Origin of the sequence: Shewanella hanedai, from assembly GCF_007197645.1 — a bacterium.
GTDB classification, from domain to species: domain Bacteria; phylum Pseudomonadota; class Gammaproteobacteria; order Enterobacterales; family Shewanellaceae; genus Shewanella; species Shewanella hanedai.
The window spans coordinates 159197-182533 of record NZ_VKGK01000008.1 but is presented as its reverse complement, the minus strand read 5'-3'; the positions used below and the strand labels follow the sequence as shown (position 1 = coordinate 182533).

General features: G+C 43.5%; 19 protein-coding genes and 1 riboswitch. Of the genes, 12 read left to right on the top strand and 7 right to left on the bottom strand.

Going from position 1 to position 23337, the window contains the following annotated elements; genetic code table 11:
• The first annotated feature begins 70 nt into the window (after positions 1-70).
• Together FN961_RS08965 and FN961_RS08960 are read left to right on the top strand one after the other, a co-directional pair.
• The gene (locus FN961_RS08965; RefSeq protein ID WP_143564203.1) at positions 71-2107 is read left to right on the top strand and encodes a leukocidin subunit S; all 2037 of its coding nucleotides are present in this window, start codon (positions 71-73) and stop codon (positions 2105-2107) included.
• Positions 2108-2562: 455 nt separating this feature from the next.
• Complete coding sequence (locus FN961_RS08960; RefSeq protein ID WP_229814636.1) at positions 2563-3306, top strand: glycosyltransferase; 744 nt, start codon at positions 2563-2565, stop codon at positions 3304-3306.
• A 107-nt stretch (positions 3307-3413) separates the two neighbouring features.
• Here FN961_RS08960 and FN961_RS08955 read toward each other — a convergent pair whose 3' ends face one another.
• Both FN961_RS08955 and FN961_RS08950 read right to left on the bottom strand, forming a co-directional pair.
• Complete coding sequence (locus tag FN961_RS08955; RefSeq protein ID WP_143564201.1) at positions 3414-4334, bottom strand: histone deacetylase family protein; 921 nt, start codon at positions 4332-4334, stop codon at positions 3414-3416.
• A gap of 168 nt (positions 4335-4502) precedes the next feature.
• Complete coding sequence (locus FN961_RS08950; protein ID WP_143564200.1) at positions 4503-4928, bottom strand: hypothetical protein; 426 nt, start codon at positions 4926-4928, stop codon at positions 4503-4505.
• Between the two features lie 373 nt (positions 4929-5301).
• Between FN961_RS08950 and FN961_RS08945 the strand changes: the two genes are divergently transcribed.
• Complete coding sequence (locus tag FN961_RS08945) at positions 5302-6453, top strand: hypothetical protein (protein WP_143564199.1); 1152 nt, start codon at positions 5302-5304, stop codon at positions 6451-6453.
• Between the two features lie 313 nt (positions 6454-6766).
• Here FN961_RS08945 and FN961_RS08940 read toward each other — a convergent pair whose 3' ends face one another.
• Positions 6767-8032, bottom strand: coding sequence for a phosphatidylinositol-specific phospholipase C (locus tag FN961_RS08940; RefSeq protein ID WP_143564198.1), 1266 nt, complete (start codon positions 8030-8032; stop codon positions 6767-6769).
• Positions 8033-8853: 821 nt separating this feature from the next.
• Here FN961_RS08940 and phnN point away from each other — a divergent pair.
• Complete coding sequence (phnN, locus tag FN961_RS08935) at positions 8854-9408, top strand: ribose 1,5-bisphosphokinase (protein ID WP_143564197.1); 555 nt, start codon at positions 8854-8856, stop codon at positions 9406-9408.
• A 326-nt stretch (positions 9409-9734) separates the two neighbouring features.
• On the opposite strand, the gene ygfZ is transcribed toward phnN, so the two are convergent.
• A complete protein-coding gene (gene ygfZ / locus FN961_RS08925) occupies positions 9735-10700 on the bottom strand; it encodes a tRNA-modifying protein YgfZ (protein WP_143564196.1) in 966 nt (321 codons plus the stop codon).
• A gap of 122 nt (positions 10701-10822) precedes the next feature.
• Positions 10823-12052, bottom strand: a complete 1230-nt coding sequence (gene serA / locus FN961_RS08920) for a phosphoglycerate dehydrogenase (protein ID WP_143564195.1) — start codon at positions 12050-12052, stop codon at positions 10823-10825.
• Positions 12053-12232: 180 nt separating this feature from the next.
• Between serA and FN961_RS08915 the strand changes: the two genes are divergently transcribed.
• The 5 genes from FN961_RS08915 to deoD all read left to right on the top strand — a co-directional run bounded on the left by FN961_RS08915 (position 12233) and on the right by deoD (position 19088).
• Entirely contained in the window at positions 12233-12835 is a 603-nt protein-coding gene (locus FN961_RS08915) for a DUF2238 domain-containing protein (RefSeq protein ID WP_143564221.1), read from the top strand.
• 301 nt (positions 12836-13136) lie between these two features.
• The gene (locus FN961_RS08910) at positions 13137-13802 is read left to right on the top strand and encodes a response regulator transcription factor (RefSeq protein WP_143564194.1); all 666 of its coding nucleotides are present in this window, start codon (positions 13137-13139) and stop codon (positions 13800-13802) included.
• A gap of 684 nt (positions 13803-14486) precedes the next feature.
• Positions 14487-16631: an ExeM/NucH family extracellular endonuclease gene (locus FN961_RS08905; RefSeq protein ID WP_143564193.1), complete on the top strand. Its 2145-nt coding sequence runs from the start codon at positions 14487-14489 to the stop codon at positions 16629-16631.
• Positions 16632-17067: 436 nt separating this feature from the next.
• Complete coding sequence (locus FN961_RS08900) at positions 17068-18294, top strand: NupC/NupG family nucleoside CNT transporter (protein ID WP_143564192.1); 1227 nt, start codon at positions 17068-17070, stop codon at positions 18292-18294.
• 83 nt (positions 18295-18377) lie between these two features.
• Positions 18378-19088 (top strand): purine-nucleoside phosphorylase, encoded by a 711-nt coding sequence (gene deoD, locus FN961_RS08895; protein WP_143564191.1) that lies wholly within the window; start codon positions 18378-18380, stop codon positions 19086-19088.
• 123 nt (positions 19089-19211) lie between these two features.
• Here deoD and FN961_RS25805 read toward each other — a convergent pair whose 3' ends face one another.
• A complete protein-coding gene (locus FN961_RS25805; protein ID WP_185972759.1) occupies positions 19212-19373 on the bottom strand; it encodes a hypothetical protein in 162 nt (53 codons plus the stop codon).
• 139 nt (positions 19374-19512) lie between these two features.
• Between FN961_RS25805 and FN961_RS08890 the strand changes: the two genes are divergently transcribed.
• The 3 genes from FN961_RS08890 (at position 19513) to FN961_RS08880 (ending at position 22321) form a co-directional block, all read left to right on the top strand.
• Positions 19513-19950 (top strand): PaaI family thioesterase, encoded by a 438-nt coding sequence (locus FN961_RS08890; RefSeq protein ID WP_143564190.1) that lies wholly within the window; start codon positions 19513-19515, stop codon positions 19948-19950.
• A gap of 184 nt (positions 19951-20134) precedes the next feature.
• Positions 20135-20377 (top strand): YgjV family protein, encoded by a 243-nt coding sequence (locus FN961_RS08885; RefSeq protein WP_143564189.1) that lies wholly within the window; start codon positions 20135-20137, stop codon positions 20375-20377.
• Between the two features lie 501 nt (positions 20378-20878).
• Positions 20879-22321, top strand: a complete 1443-nt coding sequence (locus tag FN961_RS08880; protein ID WP_143564188.1) for a catalase — start codon at positions 20879-20881, stop codon at positions 22319-22321.
• Between the two features lie 165 nt (positions 22322-22486).
• Here the strand turns inward: FN961_RS08880 and FN961_RS08875 are convergent, their stop codons facing one another.
• The gene (locus FN961_RS08875; protein WP_143564220.1) at positions 22487-23053 is read right to left on the bottom strand and encodes a TMEM165/GDT1 family protein; all 567 of its coding nucleotides are present in this window, start codon (positions 23051-23053) and stop codon (positions 22487-22489) included.
• Between the two features lie 94 nt (positions 23054-23147).
• Positions 23148-23267: riboswitch (yybP-ykoY riboswitch) on the bottom strand.
• Positions 23268-23337: the final 70 nt, after the last annotated feature.

The window sequence follows — 23337 nt, the reverse complement described above, 5'->3', positions numbered from 1 at the left end:
TTTGTGTGTGCAGTGAATTAGAAAACTGATGCACGAGGCATGAAACCAAGTTACATGTAGGAATTTTAAGATGTCGATTAAATCTGTGATGTTAATGGCAGGGTTTACCATCTCTTCTCTAGGCTATGTTTCTACTTCAGCAGCTGAAGAACAAGCTCAATCTGCTGAAGTAAAAGGGTGTATTGTTAGCCGCCAAACGGGTGAGCAGTATTGTCTCTCTGCAGGAGAACGCTCTGGGTATTCATTACCTTCATATATAAAGGGTCATGAAGTTGATCTTGTTGTGCCAAATGGCTTAGCTATCACGTTAAGTGATTGGGATAACCTCTCATACAACCGTTTAGCCACCTTTACCCGCGATACTCGCAATGAAAAATTAGACAATGTTATCGCCCGTAATGGCAGTCGATTAAATTTTTCTAACCCGAGATCTATGCGTGTAACAGCGGTACAAGCACAGCCAGAGGCGTGTATTGTTAGCCGTTCAACCAATGCTAAATATTGTCTTCAGAATGGCCAACGTTCAGGTTACTCACTACCAGCATGGATTTACAATCATCAAGTTGATGTTGTTGCTCCACAAGGGCTGGGCGTGATGCTGAGTGATTATGATAATTTGTCATACAACCATTTAGCGGTATTTACCGGTAATGTTCCTGCAGAAGATAGAACTCACGTTTTAGCGTATAACGGACAGTACCTGGATTTTTCACGTCCACATTCAATGCGCGTTGTTGCATCAGGCAAACCTGCTGCACAAGCATGTATCAAGAGCCGTGAGACGGGTGAGCAATATTGTTTGAGTGCTGGTCAGCGCTCTGGTTACTCGTTACCTGCACATATCTACGGACATGAAGTGGATGTGATTGCGCCTAACGGTTTAGGTGTGATGCTGTCGGATTGGGACAACTTGTCTTACAACCGTCTTGCTGTGTTTACTGGTAACACAGGTAACGCCCAACTTGAAAACGTGCATGCACGAAATGGTCAATATTTAGATTTTTCAGCACCACGTTCTATGCGCGTTGTTGAAGTCGAAAAAGCCCCTGAAGCCTGTATTATTAGCAGACAGACAAGTGAACGATACTGTCTACCTGCAGGACAACGCTCTGGTTACTCGCTACCACGTTGGATCTACAATCACCAAGTTGATGTCGAGGCTCCGCAAGGTCTAGGCGTGATGCTAAGTGATTTTGATAACCTTTCTTACAACCATTTAGCGGTATTTACCGGTAATGTTCCTGCAGAAGATAGAACTCACGTTTTAGCTTACAACGGCCAGTACCTTGATTTTTCACATCCACATTCAATGCGTGTTATCGCGGTTGATGCTCAAGGTGTTAGCGTAGACAGCATTAGTGGTGAGCTTGATGGTAATGATCTTGTGTTTGACGTGGCGTTGACAGGTTCAACTGTCGCTAATCGCAGCATCAACCTAGAGTTTGCTGAAAACACGGGCAAAGTGAAAATTGATTACAGCAGCTTAGTGTATGCAAGCTTCGATAATGGCGCGACTTGGCCTGTTGTCGTAGACATCAATTCAGCAAATAGCTTGTCGGTTCCTAAAAGCACTGATCACGTTAAACTACGTGTACTAACACTTGTTGATGGCGTGAATGACAGTGGTAAGAACGTTGAGCTACATGCATGGTTAGACGCTGATAAAGCAGATTTAGCTACGCACATTGCTGATATTGGCAGTGACCACTCGGCTAACACTGTTATCATCAGTGAGATGACAACTGCAGATGAGCAGATCACTGAAGGTGCTTCAACTCGCAGCACAATTCAGCTGAGCGAAACAACTTATCGCAATACGCCGATGCACATTCAATTTATCAACAACACAGCTAAGAAAGGTTTTGATATCAATGTGACCGTTAAGATGATCTACTCTGATGGTTCAGTTGATTATCGTTACGACTTAGACCTGTTAGATTTCAAGGTACTTAACCTTTCTGCTGGCGTAAGTGAAGTGGTCGTAAGCTATCAAGCAATTGATGACACGCTTGTTGAAGGTAACGAGAAGTTCTACTTTGCCGCTTGGATTGTCGGTAAAGGCGTTGACTACAAGAAGGACCAGATCATTATCATTGATAATGACTAATCCTTGCTAACCTTGATGAGTGCAGTGACTAAGTGATTAACTCAGTACACAGCCTCTAGCAAGACAAAAATCCGAAGTTATCGCTAACTTCGGATTTTTTTATGTCTCAAATTCAACCCTTCAATCACTGGAAATATGACGAAGCCATGTCGTTAAGACTGTCTAGTTTTTTTGATTCTTGTGATTGATGGTGTTTGAGGCTTCTTTTTTGACAGAGTCCGAGTAGGGTTTTAGGTGCATAATCGTGATAATTCATCTTATTTTGATGATGAGTAGCTCGGTTCGCTTACTCGATTAATTACATGGAGCGATGTCAACTCAGTTGAGTAAAGCCATTGCTTTACAAGTATTTTTTTGTCTTGGGATTGTAGATGTTAATAAAGATGGGTTATCTTGTTTTTTTATTCTAAAAGCTTGGTTGATTTAGCTTCTGTTAATTTAATGGATATATGAATATGCATGCCGTATCACTGGTGATTACTAGCTGTAATCGATTTGATTTACTTGAACAAACGATAGTCAGCTTTCTTAAATTTAATACTTATCCTATCGCACAGTATATAGTGATTGAAGATAGCCATAATGTAGAGCTATTGAGGCAAACGCTGGCAAAATTTCCGGCAATTGACTTTACAGTGCTAGATAACCCTACTCAGTTAGGGCAAATGAAAAGTATAGAAAGAGCCTATTCTGTGGTGACTTCTGATTATATCTTTCATTGTGAAGATGATTGGGAGTTTTATCGCGCTGGTTTTATTGAAGATTCATTCGAAGTGTTAGATAGCGATGAAAAGATAGTGACCATTTGGCTGCGTGAGCAGAACGATACCAATGATCATCCTGTAGAGCCTAGGCTGCTTGCTTGCAAGAATAGTCCTGATATTCAATATCAACTGATGATCGTAAATCATCAAAGACACGCAAATGTGCCTTGGCATGGTTTTACTTTCAACCCAGGGCTTAGACGCTTGTCAGACTACCAACTGCTCGCGCCTATTGCGCAATACTCCGGCGAAAGAACCTTAGCCCAAGCCTATTTTGACCATGATTTTGTGGCCGCTATTTTCCCTAAGGGTTATGTGCGCCATATTGGCTACCATCGCGGTATTCGTTATAACTTTGGCATCGCCAATTGGCAGAAAGATATGCTCGTCGCTTGGCGAAAGTTGAAAGCCAATGTGCTAGGAACGAACAAGTAGAATTAAGCCCCCTGTCGCTTTTTTGCTTTTCTCCGTGGTGAGTTGTTTTTCTTTTGTTTGGAGGAAAAGAAGTAAAACACCAAGGTTAAAAATCTTTTAGACTGAGGTCAGTAGTATATATCAAAAGCGGCTTGAATTAGCTGAAAGTGCACTGGGACGAGTGCGGTTTGTTCAGTGCGATAACCGCCGCCAACGACGGCAGCAACAGGTATGCCTCTACTCTTCATGGTGCTGAATAAAAAATAATCACGCTGGTAGATAGCCGGCGTCGAAATATTCAGGTATCCCAGTTCATCATCTTGGTGAAGATCGACTCCCGCATCGTAGATGACCAAATCCGGCTGATGCAGATTAACTGCCATCTCAACCACCTGTTTAAAAGTCGTTAGAAAAGTGTCATCGTCAGTGTCTCGGGTTAACGGCACATCGAAATCTGAGTCAGGCTTACGGGCGGGGAAGTTTTTATCACAGTGAAACGATAGGGTGATAATGTCATCTCGACCTTGGCATAAGGTTGCCGTTCCATCGCCGTGGTGTACGTCACTGTCGATGATCAACACCTTGTCGATATTCTCGCTTTGCAATGCAAAATGAGCTGCTAACACCAGATCGTTGAACAGACAGAAACCGCTACCAAAATCTTTATGTGCATGGTGATACCCGCCACTCAGATGGATAGCCACGCCATGTTCAATGGCCAGTTTTGCCGTTAATACAGTGCCTGCGGCTGAGGTCAACGTCCGTTGTACAAGTTGTGCACTCCACGGAAAGCCAATACGGCGCATTTTGTTCGCCGGCAGTGTTCCAGTGGCTAACTGTTCTACATACTCATCGCTATGAACTTGCTTAATGTCTGCAAAAGTTAACGCTTCAGGGCTAAATAACGCCACTTTCTCCCGCCAATCACTCTCGTGCTGCGTCTTATCGATGATGGCATCATAGAGATATTGATACTTCATTATGGGGTATCGATGACCCTCTGGCAGGGGGAATTTGGAGTACATTGTGTGATAAATCAGTGGCAGCATGATAAGTATTAACGATGGACAGTGGCTAGATAATAACAGTTTTAATACGTCAATATATATCCTTACACCAGACCTCTACCACATTGATACTTTCAGGGAGATACTGGGTAGGTTTTAGCATGGATATTTTTAGATAACATAACCATGTCCGGAGGTGGGTCGCTAGGCTTACTGCTGCTTATTCCAATCATTTTCGTTTTCACGAATAAATTGCCTCACTCTACTGGCGTCAGATGGACTTAAATATAATGAGTTTACTTTAATGCTCTTTCCTAAGTGTTCGGCATCGATTAAGTAAATGTTCACTTTATTCATTTTATCAATGAGGGTTTTCTTTCTAACGATGTAGCTTCCTTGATAAGCAACCCCCCTATTAAAAACAGTGATTGTAGAAGAGTCGTGATTCAACGCTAGTGAATACCAGTTAAATAAGAATATGTAACCGTCTTCAACTAAGGCTATAAGAAAAGAAAATATTAATATAAAGCCGATAATGCCAGCTGAAAATTGATAATCAGTCGTTATAACGAGACAGAAAAGCACCCAAAGACAAGTTATAAACATAACAAACATCCGCAACACAGTATTGAGCATTATAAATCTAAATATATTAGGATTAACTATCATTGGCTTAACTTATTTTGTTGATAATTATGATGATATCAACTCTAACATAGCACTGTCACTTACAGCAGTCCTTCATTGGAAGTGCATTTGTTATTTATAAACTCGTTTAGATTTATTTATCTTATATTAATATAATATCGATAATGATGATTTTTCTATATAATTTATTTTATTCAATGATTTATATCTATACAATCCCATTATTTTTATTGATCACCAATTTAAATCGCTATTTAATCTGTTATTAAGTCTTTTAAAGTAATATAAATATGATATGTTGATTCGCTTATATAATCTGTACACCCGTTACATTCACTCAAATAAAATGAGGATTAAAGTGATGAAACAACTAACTATCGCTATATGTATGTTAACTATCATGCTATCTGGATTTAATAGTGTTGAAGTTCACGGAGCAACACTGAAGAAGTTTCCCAGCGGTTTGGTATTACGAGGAAAAGCGCCTGGCGCAACCAGTTTTTGTGACTTACCCAGAGGTGAAGTCGATGGCGGATATTGTCAAATCCGTTGGTCAGATCTGGAGCCTGTAAAAGGACAGTTTAACTACAGCTTGATTGACACCGCAATTCAAAATGCCAGAGCTTACAATAGTCGAAATGGTATCTCTAACAACAAGGGTTACAAGGTGCTTATTCGTATCCGTGCTGGTGTTCATGCTCCGCAGTGGGTAAAAGACCGTGTGGGTTCTATCCCTTGGCATTTTAAGAATACAACAGCAAATCAAACCCACGAATTACCGCTATTCTGGCAGGGAAGATATAAGACTGATTACCGTAATATGATGGCAGCGTTGGCTAACCGATATGACAATAATATATCTGTTGGTGCCGTCAGTGCCGCTATGTGTATGACTTTCCATACTGAGATTATGTGGAACCGAACTGGTCGTTCAGAAGTGCGTGCAACTAACATTGCTAGAATGCGTAATGCAACGAACAGTGCGGGTCGTTCTATGCCATATACGAATGCCAAGGACTATAAATGTTTGCAGGATCAGGTCAATGCTCATGCGGTGTGGCAAAAAACCCCCACACTGTTTGCCAGCCATTTATATCAAGAATATGACTACAGCACAGGTAACGCATCTACCAGCTACAACAAAGCCATTCAGTTGTTTAACTTCTGCCGCGCTCAAATTGGAGATCGCTGTGTACTGGGTAACAACAGCTTATTACATACTGAAAAAGCGACTGGCGGAAATATCTACCAAGCGCTAACGCAAGTTGGCGAACCGCTGTATTTCCAAACTCACGTATTCAGTAATTCAGGTAATAAGACCTTCAACTTTAGTAACCTAAAAACAGCCATTCGCGTCGGCGCAAACTTCGGCGGATCAATAATAGAGCTACCCATAGGTTGGGATTGTGGCAACATTTACAATAAAACAAATTGTACCGCGGCATTAGCAGACAGCAGATCTGCAGAACTCGCCAACGGACGCACCTTGGTTAAGCGCAATGCGTTTAACTAACTTGAAATAGCGACATCAGCAAGATCACCAAGGCGCTTTTAGCGCCTTTTTTATTTCTGTCTTTAGCTCACTGGAAAGCGAAACCTCACCACTGAGTTCGAAACAGAGAAGGGCGGGCTTCGCCCTGCTAGAACGGCACTGCGTGCCTGCGAGTACGTTCGCAAGCTCACTGCTAGAACGCTTCGCTTCGATACATTCAAGAGATTGGAAAGTGGCTGGTTTAATTGTTTTTACAGGTTAGGTAGAGCAGTTTTTAGTCATCAAATATGCGGTATTACCATCATATATCATGTTGGTAATACCGCTAATCTTTTCAGCTTGCTTGCTTTATGTCTTCTTGTTTCACCTTAGTTACGCCGTCATTTGAATGTATGATCGCAGCTACGATATCACCATCACTGCCTTTGTTATTATAAAAATCAAGAATAACAAGGCCTAATCGATGAGAGCCAGATAATTTAGTTAGATGATCTTGTAGTGTTGTATTCATGATGGGGTCTACTCCAGAGCCGCCCCATGCATACTGGTATGGGGTATGGCGACCAATTCCCCAAGATAGACTGTTGTATGTGATATGAATAACTTCATCATCAGGAGTTGTCACAGCATCAATAAGGCATTTTTCTACTGTTTTTACTTTCTTATGTGTATCCCACTGTTTGTAATTATCTTCAATTCTAAACTTAACACCATCGGGTGTTGTTAGGCTCAAAGTGTCATCATCTGGCCAGTTTTTACTTAAGTTCACTCCTAATTCGGCTGAACTCTCTATTTCAAAACGCCTCAGTAGTACCACTTTTCCGCGTAATTGACCTAGTGGTGGAAGCTTGGTTCCGAGGTAGAATAGATTCTGATATTGCTCCATGTTGAGGTAATGTTTAAAGCCTTCCTCTGCCATGGTCGGAGATACATTATAATCATCCATCAACATGATGATCGTTTCTCGTGGGTTGTGCTTTAAAAAATCACTGCATGTATTGAGAATGTCCTTGAAAGTGATGCCGCAATCAACTATCCCATGCACGATCTTAAATGGATCCTCCTTGTTGATCATGGGAGTAGGAACAAGGGGAGTGTTTATTACTAAGTTATTACCAACTCGAATATCAAGAAATCTAATGCCGTCTTGTAGTTGAGTTTCAATGTCGAAGTTTTGAGTATGAGCAGGACCAGGCCCTGTTTTCTTAGTCCCCGAATCGTGCGTTCCGGGTATAGATAGTTGATCTATTGTTAGGTCGTCATTCAATTCACTCATCCAGTTCGGGTAGGTTGTGAACCAGTTAGAAAGGTACTTATTATCTTTTGACCATTTATATTTAGATGCTTCAGCTTCACTCAATATATCCAGTTCTTGTTTACTGTTATTCCATACTACGTAGTAAGTCCCAGATTGATTGACGGCATTGCGAGAGTGTTTTCCTTTCGGTGTCACAGAATCACGTTCGACTTTTAACTTATAAGTAGTCGACCATTTGTAATCGCCCTCTTTTCCTGGTTGAACGACAGCTTTACTATTGCCACCTTCTCGCCAAAAATGTACATCCCAAATAGTGCAGTTTCTCAGTTTTAGTTTTGCCATGTAATCCCTCACTTGTAATTTTTTGTCTGGTATTAAAAGTAAATCATTAAGTCAGTAAATAAATATTACATAGGGTTACACAAATTTGATTGTCATCAAAAACCTGCCGCAGGTTACAACTATTCCCCGTTGGAAACTCTTCGCTTCTCAGAAGTGTTTCGCCGGGCATCATGGTGGATGCAAGGGCGAAGGTCATGATAATGAGCTTTCTGAGCGAGAGGTATGGACACCGAACTGGCTGTTAAACATGGATGTTGTTGATAAAAGACGAGTAGTCCTTCTTGCCCTACTTTTTATTACTTGAAGGGAATGGAATTCCACGACTTAGTTGTTAGACGGAGTCTAACTATAAAAGTTCAAGGAGCGAGGCTCGACCTTAATCCAAACGAAGTTTGGAAAATAACTAATGAAGAACGAAGAAGCTGAAAAGTCACCTATAACCTCCAACAATAGATAGGGCAGCCAAAACTCTAACTTATTCCATAAACCAGAGGAAAACAACTTCGTTGGGGCGGCAAGGGGAGATGCAAGAGGGGAATTGCTGTTGATCCCCTTCTTGCCCTTGTGTGGAATGGAATTCCACGACGTTAGTTGTTAGACGAAGTCTAACTATAAAGATTCAGCTAGCCTGATAAGCAGAAGCTGTAAAGCGAGGACGCGAGCTGACTGGCGGTTGAATGCTATCGTGAAGCGACCCTAAGCTTTTTTAGAAGACTGTATAAAGCATTTCTGCTGTGGAGTTTGCAGCATTCGCTATGCTGGATATGGTATCTTCAGAGTCGCGGTTATCGCTCCTGATTGAGTGTGAAGAGGATAAAGATATGGGTAGGCTGTTTTATGTGATTGGGCCATCGGGCGCAGGTAAAGACACCTTTATTCAGGCTGTCAGACACAAGTGGCCAGATTCGGTGTTATTTGCACACCGCTATATTACTCGCAGTGCCACTGCGGGGGGCGAAAACCATATTGAGTTATCGGAGCCTGAGTTTTTGCATCGTAAAAAGCTGGGACTCTTCTCGGTCGATTGGCAGGCGCATCAATATTATTATGGTGTTGGCAATGAGATCGATACTTGGCTTGAGCAAGGTCTAGATGTAGTGATTAATGGTTCGAGAGAGTACCTAGGTCAGATGCAGGATAAGTTTGGTGACAGGCTCTTTCCTGTGTTGATGCAGGTTGATGAGGCGACATTAGCGAAACGCTTACGTCAGCGGGGCCGAGAAACCGATACACAAATCAATGCGCGTTTAGCGCGGGCGAGAGCCTATAGTCTTGCTTTGCCTAAGCAGGCGGTCATTATCGATAACAGTGGCAGTATTGACGCTTCTTTGCAGCAGTTTTTAGATTATTACCGCACTTTATACCAATCAGTATAAAGATTTGATCGCTCAGCGAGAGTTTAGCGGTCCTGAGGCAAGGCAACGAGTGAAGAGCATAGTTATTCTACGGTTAAGCTCGTTAACACAGGATCAGAACCGCTAAAACTCGCCTGTAAGGAGTGTTTTTGGCTGCCTACTTCTGCGTTGAATGAAGTCACAAGGGAACAACCATTATCTCATCCATTCGCCTTGAATTAGTTTGCCAAAAAACACTCTGAGTAGATCAACTTCTTATACTGATTGGTATTAGATGACTAATTCTAAAATCAAACTAATAAAAAAGGCGCACTAGGCGCCTTTTTTATACTGCTTTAACTTGAAGATTAAACCAGTGGAGCATCTTCAAGAGAGTAGGGCAGTGGCTGAATTGTCAGGCTTGAGTGTTCATCATCTGCAACTCTAAGTACGGCTGAGTTTTCAGTGTCATTAGGCAGTACGGCGGTGAGTAGCACTTGATCGCCAGCTTGCACCATTTCGATAATCGCACCGACCTTTTTAAAGCCACCTTCAATGGCCAACTCTAAGCGACTCTCTAAAGTGAGCGGCTGTGAGCTTGTGCCTGAAAGAATGTAGAGCGCACGTTTATTACCACCGCGATATTTCATACGGGCGATGGTCTCTTGTCCCATGTAACAGCCTTTTTGAAAACTGATGCCGTCAATGGCTTGGACGTTACACATCTGAGGCACAAACTGGCCTTGATGTGAAGCGCCAAGGTTGGGTAGTCCTGCTTGGATCTCAAGGGCTTGCCATACGCTGGCATCTTGGATTGGTTCACTGATTGAATTGATCAGCGGCACAGAAGGGGCTTTTTCAATCACGATGATAAAGCGCGCGCCATCTTTAAGCAGTACTCCGCCAGGGATCTCTGTGACAGGCTGGCTTACCTCGCCAAAGTAGTTGTTAACCCACTCTTGTGCTTTCTCTCCTGCGACACCTAAAATCGTCCAGTCAGCGGTGACGTCGACAAGATCGGCTTTACTGAATACGGCGTATTTAGCCAACTGAGGCAAGTCTGCTGCTAGGGTGTCTAACGGCATCATCATGAATAATGCATCTTCAACAGAAAAAGCTCTGAAGCTGGCTAACATTTTACCTTTAGGATCGCAGTGTGCGCCCCAGTTCCATTGATGTTTCTCCAGCGAGCTGATGTCGGTGGTGACCTGGCCATGAATAAAGCTGCGGCCTTGCTCGCCTGTCACGCTCATTAATCCCATGTGGGACAATATGGCAAAGGTGAGTTGTGGTTCGCTTGCATTCCAAGAGGGCTGAGAAACTGACTGGGTCATATCATTATCCAAAAAAGGGCGTTAAGTGAGGAGGATTGTAACGTCAAATAGGGGCTACGGATATAAATCGGGCGCATAATTTTGCAATTGTACGCCCGTAACTTTTCTTTTATAGCGAAGCTCTAGTGAAGCAGACGAGTTCGAATAGTACCTTCGATACCTTTCATCTGTTCAAGGGCTTCATCGGCTTGATCTGAATCGACTTCCATGACCACATAACCAATTTCAGCCGTGGTTTGTAGATACTGAGCCGCAATGTTGATGCCCTTTTCTGCAAACGCTTGGTTAATCTTGATCAACACGCCGGGGCGGTTGTGGTGAATGTGTAGCAAACGAGACGCATCTTTATGGGGAGCCAGTGAGACTTCTGGGAAGTTCACCGCCGTCACAGTCGAGCCATTATCAGAGTACTTGGTGAGCTTACCCGCCACTTCGATGCCGATATTTTCCTGCGCTTCCTGAGTACTGCCGCCCACATGAGGCGTTAAGATGACATTATCGAGACCACGTAGCGGGCTGATAAACTCATCATCGTTAGACTTAGGTTCAACGGGGAACACGTCAATGGCAGCACCGGCTATCTTTTCAGACTTAAGAGCGGCGGCCAAGGCGTCGATATCGACAACAGTCCCGCGAGAAGCGTTGATTAAGATGCTGCCTTTTTTCATGTAAGACAGTTCTGTTTCACCAATCATGTTCTTAGTTTGCGGGTTTTCAGGGACGTGTAAGCTAACCACATCGGCAAGAGACATGAGCTCTTGCATCGAGTGAATTTGCTGCGCGTTGCCCAGTGATAACTTATCTTCGATATCGAAGAAGATCACGCGCATGCCTAAGGTCTCAGCCAAGATGCCAAGTTGAGTACCAATATGGCCATAACCTATAACACCCAGTGTTTTGCCGCGAGCTTCGAAGCTGCCACTGGCACTTTTAAGCCATCCGCCTCGGTGCGCCATGGCATTGCGCTGAGGGATCCCGCGAAATAGCATGATGATCTCGCCAAGTACCAGCTCTGCCACACTTCGAGTGTTGGAGAACGGAGCATTAAACACGGGGACACCAATTTTCTCAGCAGCGCTGAGATCAACTTGATTTGTACCGATACAAAAGCAACCAATCCCGACCAGTTTTTGTGCCTGGCTTATTACCGCTTCGGTCAGCTGAGTACGTGATCTCAGTCCGACGAAGTGGGCATCTTTTATGGATTCAATTAACTCACTCTCTCCAAGTGATGCCTTATGGTATTCAATGTTGCTGTAACCAGCACGCTTGAATACATCTACCGCAGATTGGTGGACGCCTTCCAAAAGCAGGATCTTGATCTTATCCTTGTCCAGCGAATGTTTCGCCATGATTTAGGTACCCTCTTCAATTGTTGGTATTATGTTAGTTAGGTTGTTCTGTATTTTTATATACTATTTATTATCCGCACTAAATTAGCACTTTTTTTGTTCAGTGTGGAGGGCTAGATGGCCAAAGTTATTATTCTTATCCTAAAACAATACAGATTGTTCACTAATGAGGCTCTAATTTTGAATAAACAGTTGCTCTGGTTTGTCATTTTCTTCTCTGTCCTAGTTTGGTCGGGTATTAATCCCAAAGATCAGTTCACTTGGTTTTTGGAGGTGGCGCCTGCGTTAATCGCATTACCTGTGTTGATTTTTACCCGCAATCGGTTTCCTTTAACGCCTCTGATTTATGTTTTGATATTGATCCACTGCGTTATTTTGATGGTGGGCGGACACTATACCTATGCAGAGGTACCTCTGTTCGATTGGGTCGCGGAGGTCTCTGGGGGGGACAGAAATAATTACGATAAAGTGGGTCATTTTGCACAAGGCTTTATTCCTGCGCTTATCGCTAGAGAAATATTGCTGCGCAATGAGGTGCTAAAACCGGGAGGGTGGAGCAATTTTATCTGTGTTTGTTTTGCTCTCGCACTGTCGGCATTTTATGAATTAATTGAGTGGTGGGTTGCGCTACTCACCGGTGAAGATGCTGAGGCTTTTTTAGGTACCCAAGGTTACATTTGGGATACCCAGTCAGATATGGGGATGGCCTTGCTGGGAGCCATCTTGGGACTGCTGTTTTTGGTGAAAATCCATGATAAACAGTTGTCAGACCTGAAGGGGTAATGCTGGTGATGTTTAGGTTTGTTTCTTAGCCGGAGATAAATATCACTGCTAAGAATCTGATTTTTTTAAGGTTTGGTTCTTCTCAATAAAAGGCCGCCCCTTGTAATAAGTATTCCGTAATCATTTGATAATCATTTGATGATTTTTCACTATTAGGGGAAACTAATGCTATTCAAACCAATGAAAACGAGACAGAATGGTGACATATGTTGGCTTTATGTTTGAAAGATCAATAGAGCCTAATCGTTCATATTGGTCAAATTGTTTACGATAGTTAAGCAATTTTCCAGGGAGGAAATAGATGGGTAAAATTGATGAGTTGGTTTTTCTTCATCAGTTATCTACGCCATGTAATTTGGCTATTTTAGCTGAGTCTATCGGATTAAATACGCGAGTGATTAGGCAGGTTTCTGATCTAGATCCTGATAACGGCCGCAATAGCTTTTATCTGATAGGCCAAGAAGGAGCTGCATTGGATAACAGAGGGATACCCTTGTTAGCCATTCGCCTTGTTGCCCATGTCCCCGTTGCCCTGTATCAGGTCGATAGAAATAAGCTGGATCCTGCTTCAGCACTGTTATTGGGGATCCGTGGTTTACTCTTTTCAGATCAACGCATGGATCTCATGTTGACGGGGTTAAGGAAGATGGTTGCCGATGAACTTTGGTATGATCGTACCTTGATCAGTAAAATATTCCGTCAGCTTGTGGAGCGACTTGAGACCAGCGAAGACTACTCACAAAATTCCGAAGATGTGCTGCAAGTGTTGACCAAAAGAGAGCGCACCATTATTCGACAGGTGTCCAGTGGTGCGAGAAACAAAGAGATCGCCGATGATCTGTTTATCAGTGAACACACTGTCAAAGCCCATATCTCTTCAATATTCCGAAAGACCCACTCGCGCAATCGAGTCGAGTTACTTCGCTGGGCTCAAACCTATGCTGAACACTTGGAACTTTGCTCTTAATATTCCTTAATCAGTGAATCGCCAGGCGTGAGTGTCGCAAACCATTAACGGCAACAGTGCCGTTTTTTTGTGCTAAATACATTTAGAATCAATGTGTAACTGTCTATTTTTAATCCACTCTTATCAAGCTACATCATTTCACAGCATTTTTTGCAAAATTAATTTACCTCTAATTCGAGTATTTAACCCGCAGGTTACATTCGTAGCGTTCTTGCTTAAGTTGATGACTTTTAAACGCTTAACTCAGTGCAGGGAAAGGGTGTTCTGTGTCGAGTCTAATTCATGTGTCTTTCTGTATTAATAACAGTCTCTTACTGTTAAATCTGTGACTGGTTCATCTATTTTTTGTCATAAAACTCTGTGACAATTATCGCTCACGTTAATACAAATTAACGGATTCATACCAATCAGGATAAGAAAGTGATCTACTCAGAGTATTTTTTGGCAAACTAATTCAAGGCGAATGGATGATGGAATGGTTATTCCCTTGTGAGTTCATTCTACGCAGAAGTAGGCAGCCAAAAATACTCCTTACAGGCGAGCCTTAGCGCATCCGATGCTGTGTTAACGAGCTTAAACGTAGAACAACTATGTTCTTCACTCGTTGCCTTGCCTCAAAAGCGCTAAACACTCGCTGAGCGATCACATCTTTATACTGACTGGTATTAAAATGGGGTTGAAAAAATGGATAATGTTAAAAGATTGTCAGTGCTTGCACTGTCAATAGCGGCTGCTTTACCTGCTGTGGCCAATGCAGATGTACTTATTAGTGAATATGTTGAGGGATCTGCCTTTAGTTGTGTCGGCGAAACGATCACGCCCATCTATAAGGTGCAGGGCGCTGGTGATTCTAGTCCTCTAGTCCCAACTGGCGAGTTTGTGTCAGCTGAGACAGTCACGATAAAGGGGATCGTTACCGCTCGTGGCGACTCATTACAAAAAGGCTTTTACCTGCAAGAAGCCCAAGGTGATGGATCGCCATATACCTCTGATGGGGTCTTTGTCTATTTAGGTGAAAAAGCCGCCGAAGGTATCCAAGCTGGTGTGGCAGTTTGTGTTAAGGGGTTGGTACAAGAGAGATATAATCAGACCCAGATTGCAGGTGACGCCGCTAATATTGAAATTGGTGAACAGGGTGAAAAGCTCGCTGCTACTCCTTTTTATGTCGCCGATGGAGAGAATCTAGCGCAAGCATTAGAGCGCTACGAAGGTATGCATATTGTACTAGATGCCGGTAGCGATATGAGGATCACTCGCAATTTTAGCTTCGATTATTCAAGCTACCGTAACAACATGGTGCTCTCCCATATAGCACCATTAATGAAGCCTACTCAAGTGTATGCTCCACTCTCGGATGAAGCGGTAGCACAGCAAAAGGCGAACCGCAGCAATGAGTTGTATATCGAGTCTGACTATAAAGCGAATAACGGTGAAGTGCCTTACTTCCCTGATTTTAACGCTGAAACAGGTTATATGCGTGTTGGCGATCAGCTGACCAATATCGCTGGTGTTGTCGGCTATAGCTACAGTAATTATCGTTTGGTGGTGACCAATGAGATCACGGCTGGCGACCTCATTCGTGAAAACGATCGTACTGCTGTACCTGCTATCGCTACTCAAGGTGATATCCGCGTCGCTAGCTTCAATGTACTGAACTTCTTTAACGACATGGTTGGCGGTGACGATACCCCCAATGGTAACCGCGGCGCCTCAACTGAGGCAGAGATGTTACTTCAGCGCGCAAAGCTGGTTAGTGCTATTACGGCCATGAATGCTGATATTGTTGGCTTAATGGAGATCGCCAATAACGGCTTTGGTGAGATGAGTGCGATCCAGAACCTACTCGATGCTATTAATGCTGAGCTGTCAGCCGAAGAGGCTTACAGTTTTATCGAGATAAGTGACGAAGATAAGTATCAAGGCAAGTTTATCGGCAGCGACGCGATCACCGTCGGTATCTTGTACCGCGCTGCAACGGTAGCCCCTGATAGCAGTGCCTTCGTCATTAAAACGCCGGAGCAACATGCTGAAGAAGGTGTTGCAACACGTGGTGAAGATGAAGCCAGCCCTGAATATAACAAATACCAGCGTCATAGCTTAGGTCAAACCTTTAGCATTCATGATGACAAGCTCACCATAGTCGTGAGTCATCTAAAGTCGAAAGGTTCTGAGTGTTTAGAGGATTGGATTGAGTTTGCTGAAGATGAAGATCCAGCCGATCTTCAAGGACATTGTAACGAGTTCCGTGTGTCGGCTGCGAAAGTGATTGGTGAAGCGATTAGCGATATTGAAGGTGACTTGTTAGTTATCGGTGATATGAATGCCTACGGCATGGAAGATCCTATTGCTGTGCTGACCGATTATGATGCGTCGACTGCTAACCGTGAGATTGTGACCGCTTCATGGACAACACTCGATGGTGTTATTTATGAGCGTGAGGGCAGTAAGATTGATAAGGGTTATGGTTTAATCAACTTGAACACGCAAGCCCATGGGCCTGCGACCTTCGGTTACAGCTACAGTGGTGAGCTGGGCAATCTCGATCATGCATTAGGTAACGCCAGTGTCGCTAAGCGTATGGTGGCAATTGAAGATTGGCATATCAATGCGGTTGAATCTAATCTGTTCGAATACGGCAGTAAATATACCGGTGATCTTGAGAAGTCTGAGAATGTATTTAGCTCTTCGGATCACGATCCTGTGATCATCGCACTTGAGTACCCTGCGCCAGTTACGCCAGAGCCAGCACCGAAAGATGATGGTGGTTCACTCGGTTACCTTGGATTGGCAATGCTATCTCTGCTGGGATTACGTCGCAGAACACGTTAATTCGCACTTACTTTCTTGTTTAAACCGTCTTCGGCTTGCGCTGATGGCGGTTTTTTTATCTCTATGGCATTAAAATCAAGCTTAACGGCTATTTTAGTGGCTAAACGTCTATATTATTATGTTATAAAATTACCAAGGTGTAATAAATAGATCTATATTTTCCGTGGTAACGATCTATTTATAAATAAATGAGCTTGATACAAAATGAGATGTATTGGTGTTGAACTAGCTATTCTAAAGGGGTTTGTGTTGTTTTTCTTATTTCGTTGTGGCGTGAAAGTTGGTTTGTTTGGTGAGCTTTAATTGGTTAAGACTATTATCTGGTTTAAGGGGCTAAAAGTGACATTAAATTTTCATAAATTGACCCATATCTCTTGCAGCTAATTTAAGCCTGTATAAACTGCCGACATCTAAACGTTATCTCGGTAAGAAATGTATGGAAGTTTTCATCAGTTTGTTGGGAATGATCAGCTTAATCGGTTTGGCCGTGCTTATCTCAGAAAAGAGATCGGCGATAAACCTGCGTACCGTTATCGGGGCACTTATCTTCCAGATCGCCTTTGGCGCGTTTGTGATGTATGTGCCGATTGGACAGACGATGCTGGACAGTGCGTCTGGTGGCGTGATGCATGTGATCAATTACGCAAATGAAGGAATCGCGTTCCTATTTGGTGACCTAGCTAAATTTGGTGTTGGTTTTATCTTCGTGATTAACGTGCTGTTTGTGGTGGTGTTTGTTAGCTCACTCATTGCCGTTCTGTATTATTTAGGGATTATGCAGCTGATCATCGGTGTGATTGGTGGTGGACTCTCAAAACTGCTTGGCACCAGCCGCGCAGAATCGCTTTCAGCGACAGCCAATATCTTTGTTGGCCCTATCGAAGCGCCTTCTATGGTGCGTCCCTTTGTGAAGCACATGACCCGTTCTGAATTATTTGCCGTGATGACGGGGGGGCTAGCATCGGTAGCTGGCGGCACCATGATCGGTTATATCCAGATGGGCGTCGACATTAAATATGTACTGACTGCTGCCTTTATGACTGCGCCTGCGGGATTACTATTCGCCAAGCTTATCTGGCCTGAAACAGAGCAACCGCAAAACGACATCAAGAAGATAATGGATGATCAGGAAGATAGACCTGCCAACGTCTTAGATGCCGCCGCTGGTGGTGCTGCGATGGGAATGCAGCAAGTGATTGCGGTATCTGCGTTGTTATTAGCGTTTGTGGCATTGATTGCGATGGTAAACGGCATTATTGGTGGCGTGGGTGGGTGGTTCGGTTTCGGCGAATTAACCATGCAGATGATTTTAGGTTACCTGCTTGCACCACTGGCTTGGATCATGGGTGTGCCGTGGAGTGAATCTGTGCAAGCAGCTTCGTTTATTGGCCAGAAGATGGTGATCAACGAATTTGTCGCGTATATCGATTTCTTAAAGGTTGCCGATCAACTCTCTGAAAAGACCCAGATTATTATCAGCTTTACCTTGTGTGGCTTTGCCAACATCGGCTCTTTAGCCATGGTGATTGGTGGCTTAGCTGCGCTGTGTCCTGAGCGTCGTCAAGATCTCAGTGCTATCGGCATGAAAGCGCTTATTGCTGCGGCATTAGCGAACTTAATGAGCGGTACCATCGCAGGCTTACTGTTTAGCTTAGCGGGTTAACGCTTAACGTATTAATAGGTTTTACCATTATTTTACTGTGTCGTTAATTGAAACGGCACTCAATATTTGAGTAGGAAAAGATCATGACTCCACATATCAATGCTGAAGCTGGCGCGTTTGCAACTACTGTGCTTATGCCTGGCGATCCGCTACGCGCTAAGTATATCGCTGAAAACTTCCTTGAAAACGCTGTGTTGGTGACTGATGTCCGTAACATGTTGGGTTACACGGGTGAGTATCAGGGCAAGAAGATCTCTGTGATGGGTTCTGGTATGGGCATTCCTTCTATCTCTATCTACGCGAAAGAGTTGATCACTGAATATGGTGTGAAGAACATCATTCGTATCGGTTCTTGTGGTGCGGTTAGTGAAAAAATCAAGTTGATGGACGTGGTCATGGCGATGGGTGCCAGTACGGATTCAGCGGTTAACCGTAGCCGTTTTGAAAACACTGATTTTGCCATGATTGCAGATTTTAACCTACTGAGAAAAGCTGCTGATGCGGCTGATAAATTAGGGGTTAACTACCATGTGGGTAACCTTTACTCTTCTGATCTTTTCTATAGCTCAGATGAGAGTCGTTACGATCTTATGGAGAAGTACGGCATTTTAGGTGTCGAAATGGAAGCGGCTGGTTTGTATGGTGTTGCAGCTGAATACGGCGCCAATGCACTGGCAATGATGACAGTGACAGATCATATCAGACTAGGGCTTCACTTAACGGCTGAAGAGCGTCAAGAAACCCTTAATGAGATGATCAAGTTAACATTAGAAGCGGTTAGCAAAGACCTTTAATCTCTTTTAACCTAGCCCTGCAAACCTGCAAACCTGCAAACCTGCAAACCTGCAAACCTGCGGGCTAGGTATATCGATTGATATAAAAAGAGTGATAACCCTTGCCCTACGGCTCCCAAATATTCACCAAAAGTTGATCTGTGTAAACTGAATCGACATCAAAAATAAGAATATGCGGGAGCCACCCACGATGGCACGACACTCAGTGACTAGGCTGAGCGTAAATAAACTAGACCCTGAAACCAGTTCAGGGTGACGGATAAGTGAAGTCGTTAAGCTCGTCATGCTGAACTCGTTTCAGTATCCAGCTTTTGCTTCATGTCTCAGTTTTCCTTTCCCGCTAAATGAAACTCAAACACTTGTTTAAATTTCCTCCATGACCCAGTAGACTGTGGCCTAATGATGATAAATAGAGGCGATGGTAATGAGTATCTGGTTTAGACCTGTAAGCTTAGAAGATTGTGCAAAAATGGACTCTGGCATGCATGGCAAGGGCACGTTAATGCAGACCATGGGGATCAAAATTTCTGAGATCGGTGCTGATTACATGAAAGCAACGATGCCCGCGACCCCTGCGATTCATAATCCCCTTGGTATTGTTCATGGCGGCGCCAATGTGGCATTAGCCGAAACAGTTGCCAGCTATGCGGCTAACTTTGCAGTGGATTTTGAGCAGTACTACTGCGTCGGCCAAGAGATCAACGCTAATCACCTCAAAGCATCGCGTAATGGCACATTGACCGCGACTGCTAAAGCGGTTCATTTGGGCAAACGTAGTTCGGTATGGGAAGTGCTTATTCATAATAGCGCTGGTGAGCTTTGTTGCATCTCTAGAATGACGGCGGCAGTGGTTAAGCGTTAAATCCATAAACTAACTGCTATGTCTGGCAACCTATGCTGCTCTTGTTGTAAATCCTAGAATGACGGCTGCGGTTGTTAAGCGTTAAATGATAGCTATCAAGGGCTTGTTGTTATCTCGCCAATTAAGCTGTTCCAGTGAGTAGATTTTGTCCATAATGGCCTTATCTAGCTAAGGGAGAGCTTATATGGATAGCGCAACCATGTGGGAGTGGATTGGATACCTGGCGTCTGTTGTGATTGCAATTTCACTGATGATGTCTGATATCAAAAAGCTACGCTGGTGGAACCTTATCGGCGCCGCTTTATTTGTGGCTTATGGCTTGGCCATCGATGCTATTCCTGTGGCATTGGTTAACTTCTTTATCGTGCTCATCGATGCCTACTATCTGGTAAAACTGTATAAAAAAGAGCATACCACTTCTGGTTGATCTTGTTTTTATCAGTGTGATTATTATTTACTTAATATAATTAACGCTATATTTTTTTGTATGTTGATCAATCACTGCAAGGAGATAGTTAATTCACTTAATTGATTTCATTGATTTAAATCAATATGACTAACACCCTAAAGCACTACCCTTCAGTCCGTAAAGGCTTTGGTGCGTTAATGCTCTTTTTTTATGAAAACAATTTCAATCGCTAAATCCTTTTAGGTTAATCTACTTTAATCGCTTTATTGTTTTATGACTTTTAACTACTCTTATCACATCGACATAGTTACACGTTATTAAATATATGGCTTTAGGAGCGGTGACCATGACAACTATTTACGACCTGATCGAAACTTGGATTAATGATAAGCGTGACGATTCGCTTTCTTAACGTACCAAGTAACCCGTTTGTTTTCATGCTGATGTTATTAATTTTAAGATTTTTAAGCTGATAACCGACTTCATTATAATGATTGATGTGAGTTCTAGGAGTTTATTATGGATAAGAAATTGACCACTGCGTTTGGCGCACCGGTACCCGATAATCAAAATGTTAAAACTGCAGGCAAGCGCGGCCCAATGTTGCTTGAGAATGCTTGGTTTATTGAAAAACTCGCTCACTTCGATCGTGAAGTTATCCCTGAGCGTCGTATGCACGCTAAAGGATCTGGTGCTTTTGGTCGCTTCACTGTGACTCATGACATCAGCGAGTTTACTAAAGCTAAGATGTTTGAGTCGGTTGGCAAAGAGAGTGAAGTGTTTGTCCGTTTTTCTACAGTAGCTGGCGAGCGTGGTGCTGCCGATGCTGAGCGTGATATCCGCGGTTTTGCAATTAAGTTTTACACTGAGCAAGGTAACTGGGATTTAGTCGGTAACAATACGCCTGTTTTCTTCCTTAAAGATCCGCTTAAGTTCCCAGATCTTAACCATGCAGTGAAGCGCGATCCTCACACTAACATGCGCAGTGCTAACAACAACTGGGATTTCTGGACATTATCACCAGAATCATTACATCAGGTCACAATGACCATGGGTGATCGTGGTATCCCTAAGTCTTACCGTCATATGGATGGTTTCGGTTCTCACACTTACAGCTTTATCAGTAAAGATGATAAGCGCTATTGGGTGAAGTTCCACTTTAAGACTCAGCAAGGGATCCAAAATTTATCAGATAAAGAAGCAGCTGAAATCATTGCTAACGATCGCGAAAGTCATCAAGCGGATCTGTTGCATTCGATTGAACAAGGTGATTTCCCTAAGTGGACTCTATACGTTCAGTTAATGGAAGAGACTGCGGCAGGTGATTGTCCGTTTAATCCTTTCGATTTAACCAAAGTTTGGCCACACAAGGATTACCCGTTAATCCAAGTGGGTGAGCTAGAGCTTAATCGTAACCCAGATAACTATTTTGCTGATGTTGAGCAGGCTGGATTTGCACCGACTACTATCGTACCAGGTATTGGTTTCTCACCAGATAAGATGTTGCAGGGACGTTTGTTCTCTTACGGTGATGCGCAGAGATATCGTCTTGGTGTTAACCATAGCCATATCCCGGTTAACGCGCCTAAATGTCCGTTCCACTCTTACCATAGAGATGGACTGATGCGCACCGATGGTAATGCGGGCCGCACCATAGGTTATGAGCCAAATTCTCAAGGCCAATGGCAGGAACAGCCTGACTTTAGCGAGCCACCAATGCAGATAGATGGTGATGCGGATGCTTACAGCCAAAGTGATGATGATCACTACAGCCAAGCTGGCGACCTGTTTAGGTTGATGGGAAGCGATGAGCAGCAAAGACTATTTGCTAATACAGCAGCTCAAGTTGGCGGCGCTGATAGACATATTCAGATCCGACATATCCAGAACTGTATGAAGGCGGATGTCGCTTACGGTGAAGGTATTGCTAAGGCGTTGGGCATCACTGCTGACGAGCTATAAGCTAAGAGTTAACCGCTGCTGCGAGTTACGAGTTTCGAGCTAACAGCAGTGACTAGCTAAAGAGTCATTCATATGAAGGTTACGAGGAAAGTATTGAGATTGTGTCTCGGCTTTAACTCGTAACTTTTTATTCTCTGTCTTTAACTCGCGACTCGTCCTGCTTTTTTAAAACAGCAGTGTGAACACACCTAACAGTGCAAATAGCACGGCGCATCCTCTGTGGATCAAGGTCATCGGCAGTTTCTCTGCACTAAAATGCCCAAGAATAACCACTGGCACATTGGCGATCATCATGCCCAATGTTGTCCCCATCACCACCATGGCCAGAGCGTCATACTTGGCCGCGAGTACCACTGTGGCGATTTGCGTTTTATCGCCCATCTCGGCAATAAAAAACAGGATAAAGGTGGCGAGGAAAGGCCCCATTTTATAGACGTTATTTTGCTCTTCATCCATCTTATCTGGAATGAGCACCCACAGCGCGATGACAAAAAAGGCTCCTGCCACCAAGTAACGCGCTAGCTCTGGGCTGAGAAAACTAATGGCCCATTGACCTAGCCAAGCTGCGGCAAAATGATTCGCTAACGTTGAGAGAAAGATGCCGAGAATGATCGCTGTTTTTGCTCCGCTCAGATGACTGAATCTAGCTGTAAGAATAAGCGCGAGTAGTTGAGTTTTATCGCCGATTTCGGCAATAGATACGGTGAAGGTTGATGCGAGTAAAGCTTCTATTGTTTCCAAAAGACTTCCTTAGGGGGCAAAAAATGCTGAGTACAGTACCGGCCCCCTTAAACATATTGGCGGTAACTGCGCTCAGGTCTTGCCTAACAATCTCTGCTTAACGTTTGATTGTCGTGAACACCATGGCGATGTGGCCAAGTATGTTGATGTTCACCCAACTGCATTCACTCATTAGTGACACATTTGGTGGCTACTCCCCTGAAGTAGTGTCGGGCATTATACTGACTCAAAACGAGAGTGCAATGAGGGGAGGAAATCCTGATTAATGTCATTGA

Coding starts and splice junctions, on each gene's coding strand:
- FN961_RS08955 (WP_143564201.1), bottom strand. CDS start 4,334: ATGCTGCCACTGATTTATCACACAATGTACTCCAAATTCCCCCTGCCA.
- FN961_RS08945 (WP_143564199.1), top strand. CDS start 5,302: ATGAAACAACTAACTATCGCTATATGTATGTTAACTATCATGCTATCT.
- FN961_RS08900 (WP_143564192.1), top strand. CDS start 17,068: ATGGAAGTTTTCATCAGTTTGTTGGGAATGATCAGCTTAATCGGTTTG.
- FN961_RS08880 (WP_143564188.1), top strand. CDS start 20,879: ATGGATAAGAAATTGACCACTGCGTTTGGCGCACCGGTACCCGATAAT.
- deoD (WP_143564191.1), top strand. CDS start 18,378: ATGACTCCACATATCAATGCTGAAGCTGGCGCGTTTGCAACTACTGTG.
- phnN (WP_143564197.1), top strand. CDS start 8,854: ATGGGTAGGCTGTTTTATGTGATTGGGCCATCGGGCGCAGGTAAAGAC.
- FN961_RS25805 (WP_185972759.1), bottom strand. CDS start 19,373: ATGACGAGCTTAACGACTTCACTTATCCGTCACCCTGAACTGGTTTCA.
- FN961_RS08885 (WP_143564189.1), top strand. CDS start 20,135: ATGGATAGCGCAACCATGTGGGAGTGGATTGGATACCTGGCGTCTGTT.
- FN961_RS08890 (WP_143564190.1), top strand. CDS start 19,513: ATGAGTATCTGGTTTAGACCTGTAAGCTTAGAAGATTGTGCAAAAATG.
- FN961_RS08910 (WP_143564194.1), top strand. CDS start 13,137: ATGGGTAAAATTGATGAGTTGGTTTTTCTTCATCAGTTATCTACGCCA.
- FN961_RS08950 (WP_143564200.1), bottom strand. CDS start 4,928: ATGCTCAATACTGTGTTGCGGATGTTTGTTATGTTTATAACTTGTCTT.
- FN961_RS08965 (WP_143564203.1), top strand. CDS start 71: ATGTCGATTAAATCTGTGATGTTAATGGCAGGGTTTACCATCTCTTCT.
- ygfZ (WP_143564196.1), bottom strand. CDS start 10,700: ATGACCCAGTCAGTTTCTCAGCCCTCTTGGAATGCAAGCGAACCACAA.
- FN961_RS08940 (WP_143564198.1), bottom strand. CDS start 8,032: ATGGCAAAACTAAAACTGAGAAACTGCACTATTTGGGATGTACATTTT.
- serA (WP_143564195.1), bottom strand. CDS start 12,052: ATGGCGAAACATTCGCTGGACAAGGATAAGATCAAGATCCTGCTTTTG.
- FN961_RS08960 (WP_229814636.1), top strand. CDS start 2,563: ATGCATGCCGTATCACTGGTGATTACTAGCTGTAATCGATTTGATTTA.
- FN961_RS08905 (WP_143564193.1), top strand. CDS start 14,487: ATGGATAATGTTAAAAGATTGTCAGTGCTTGCACTGTCAATAGCGGCT.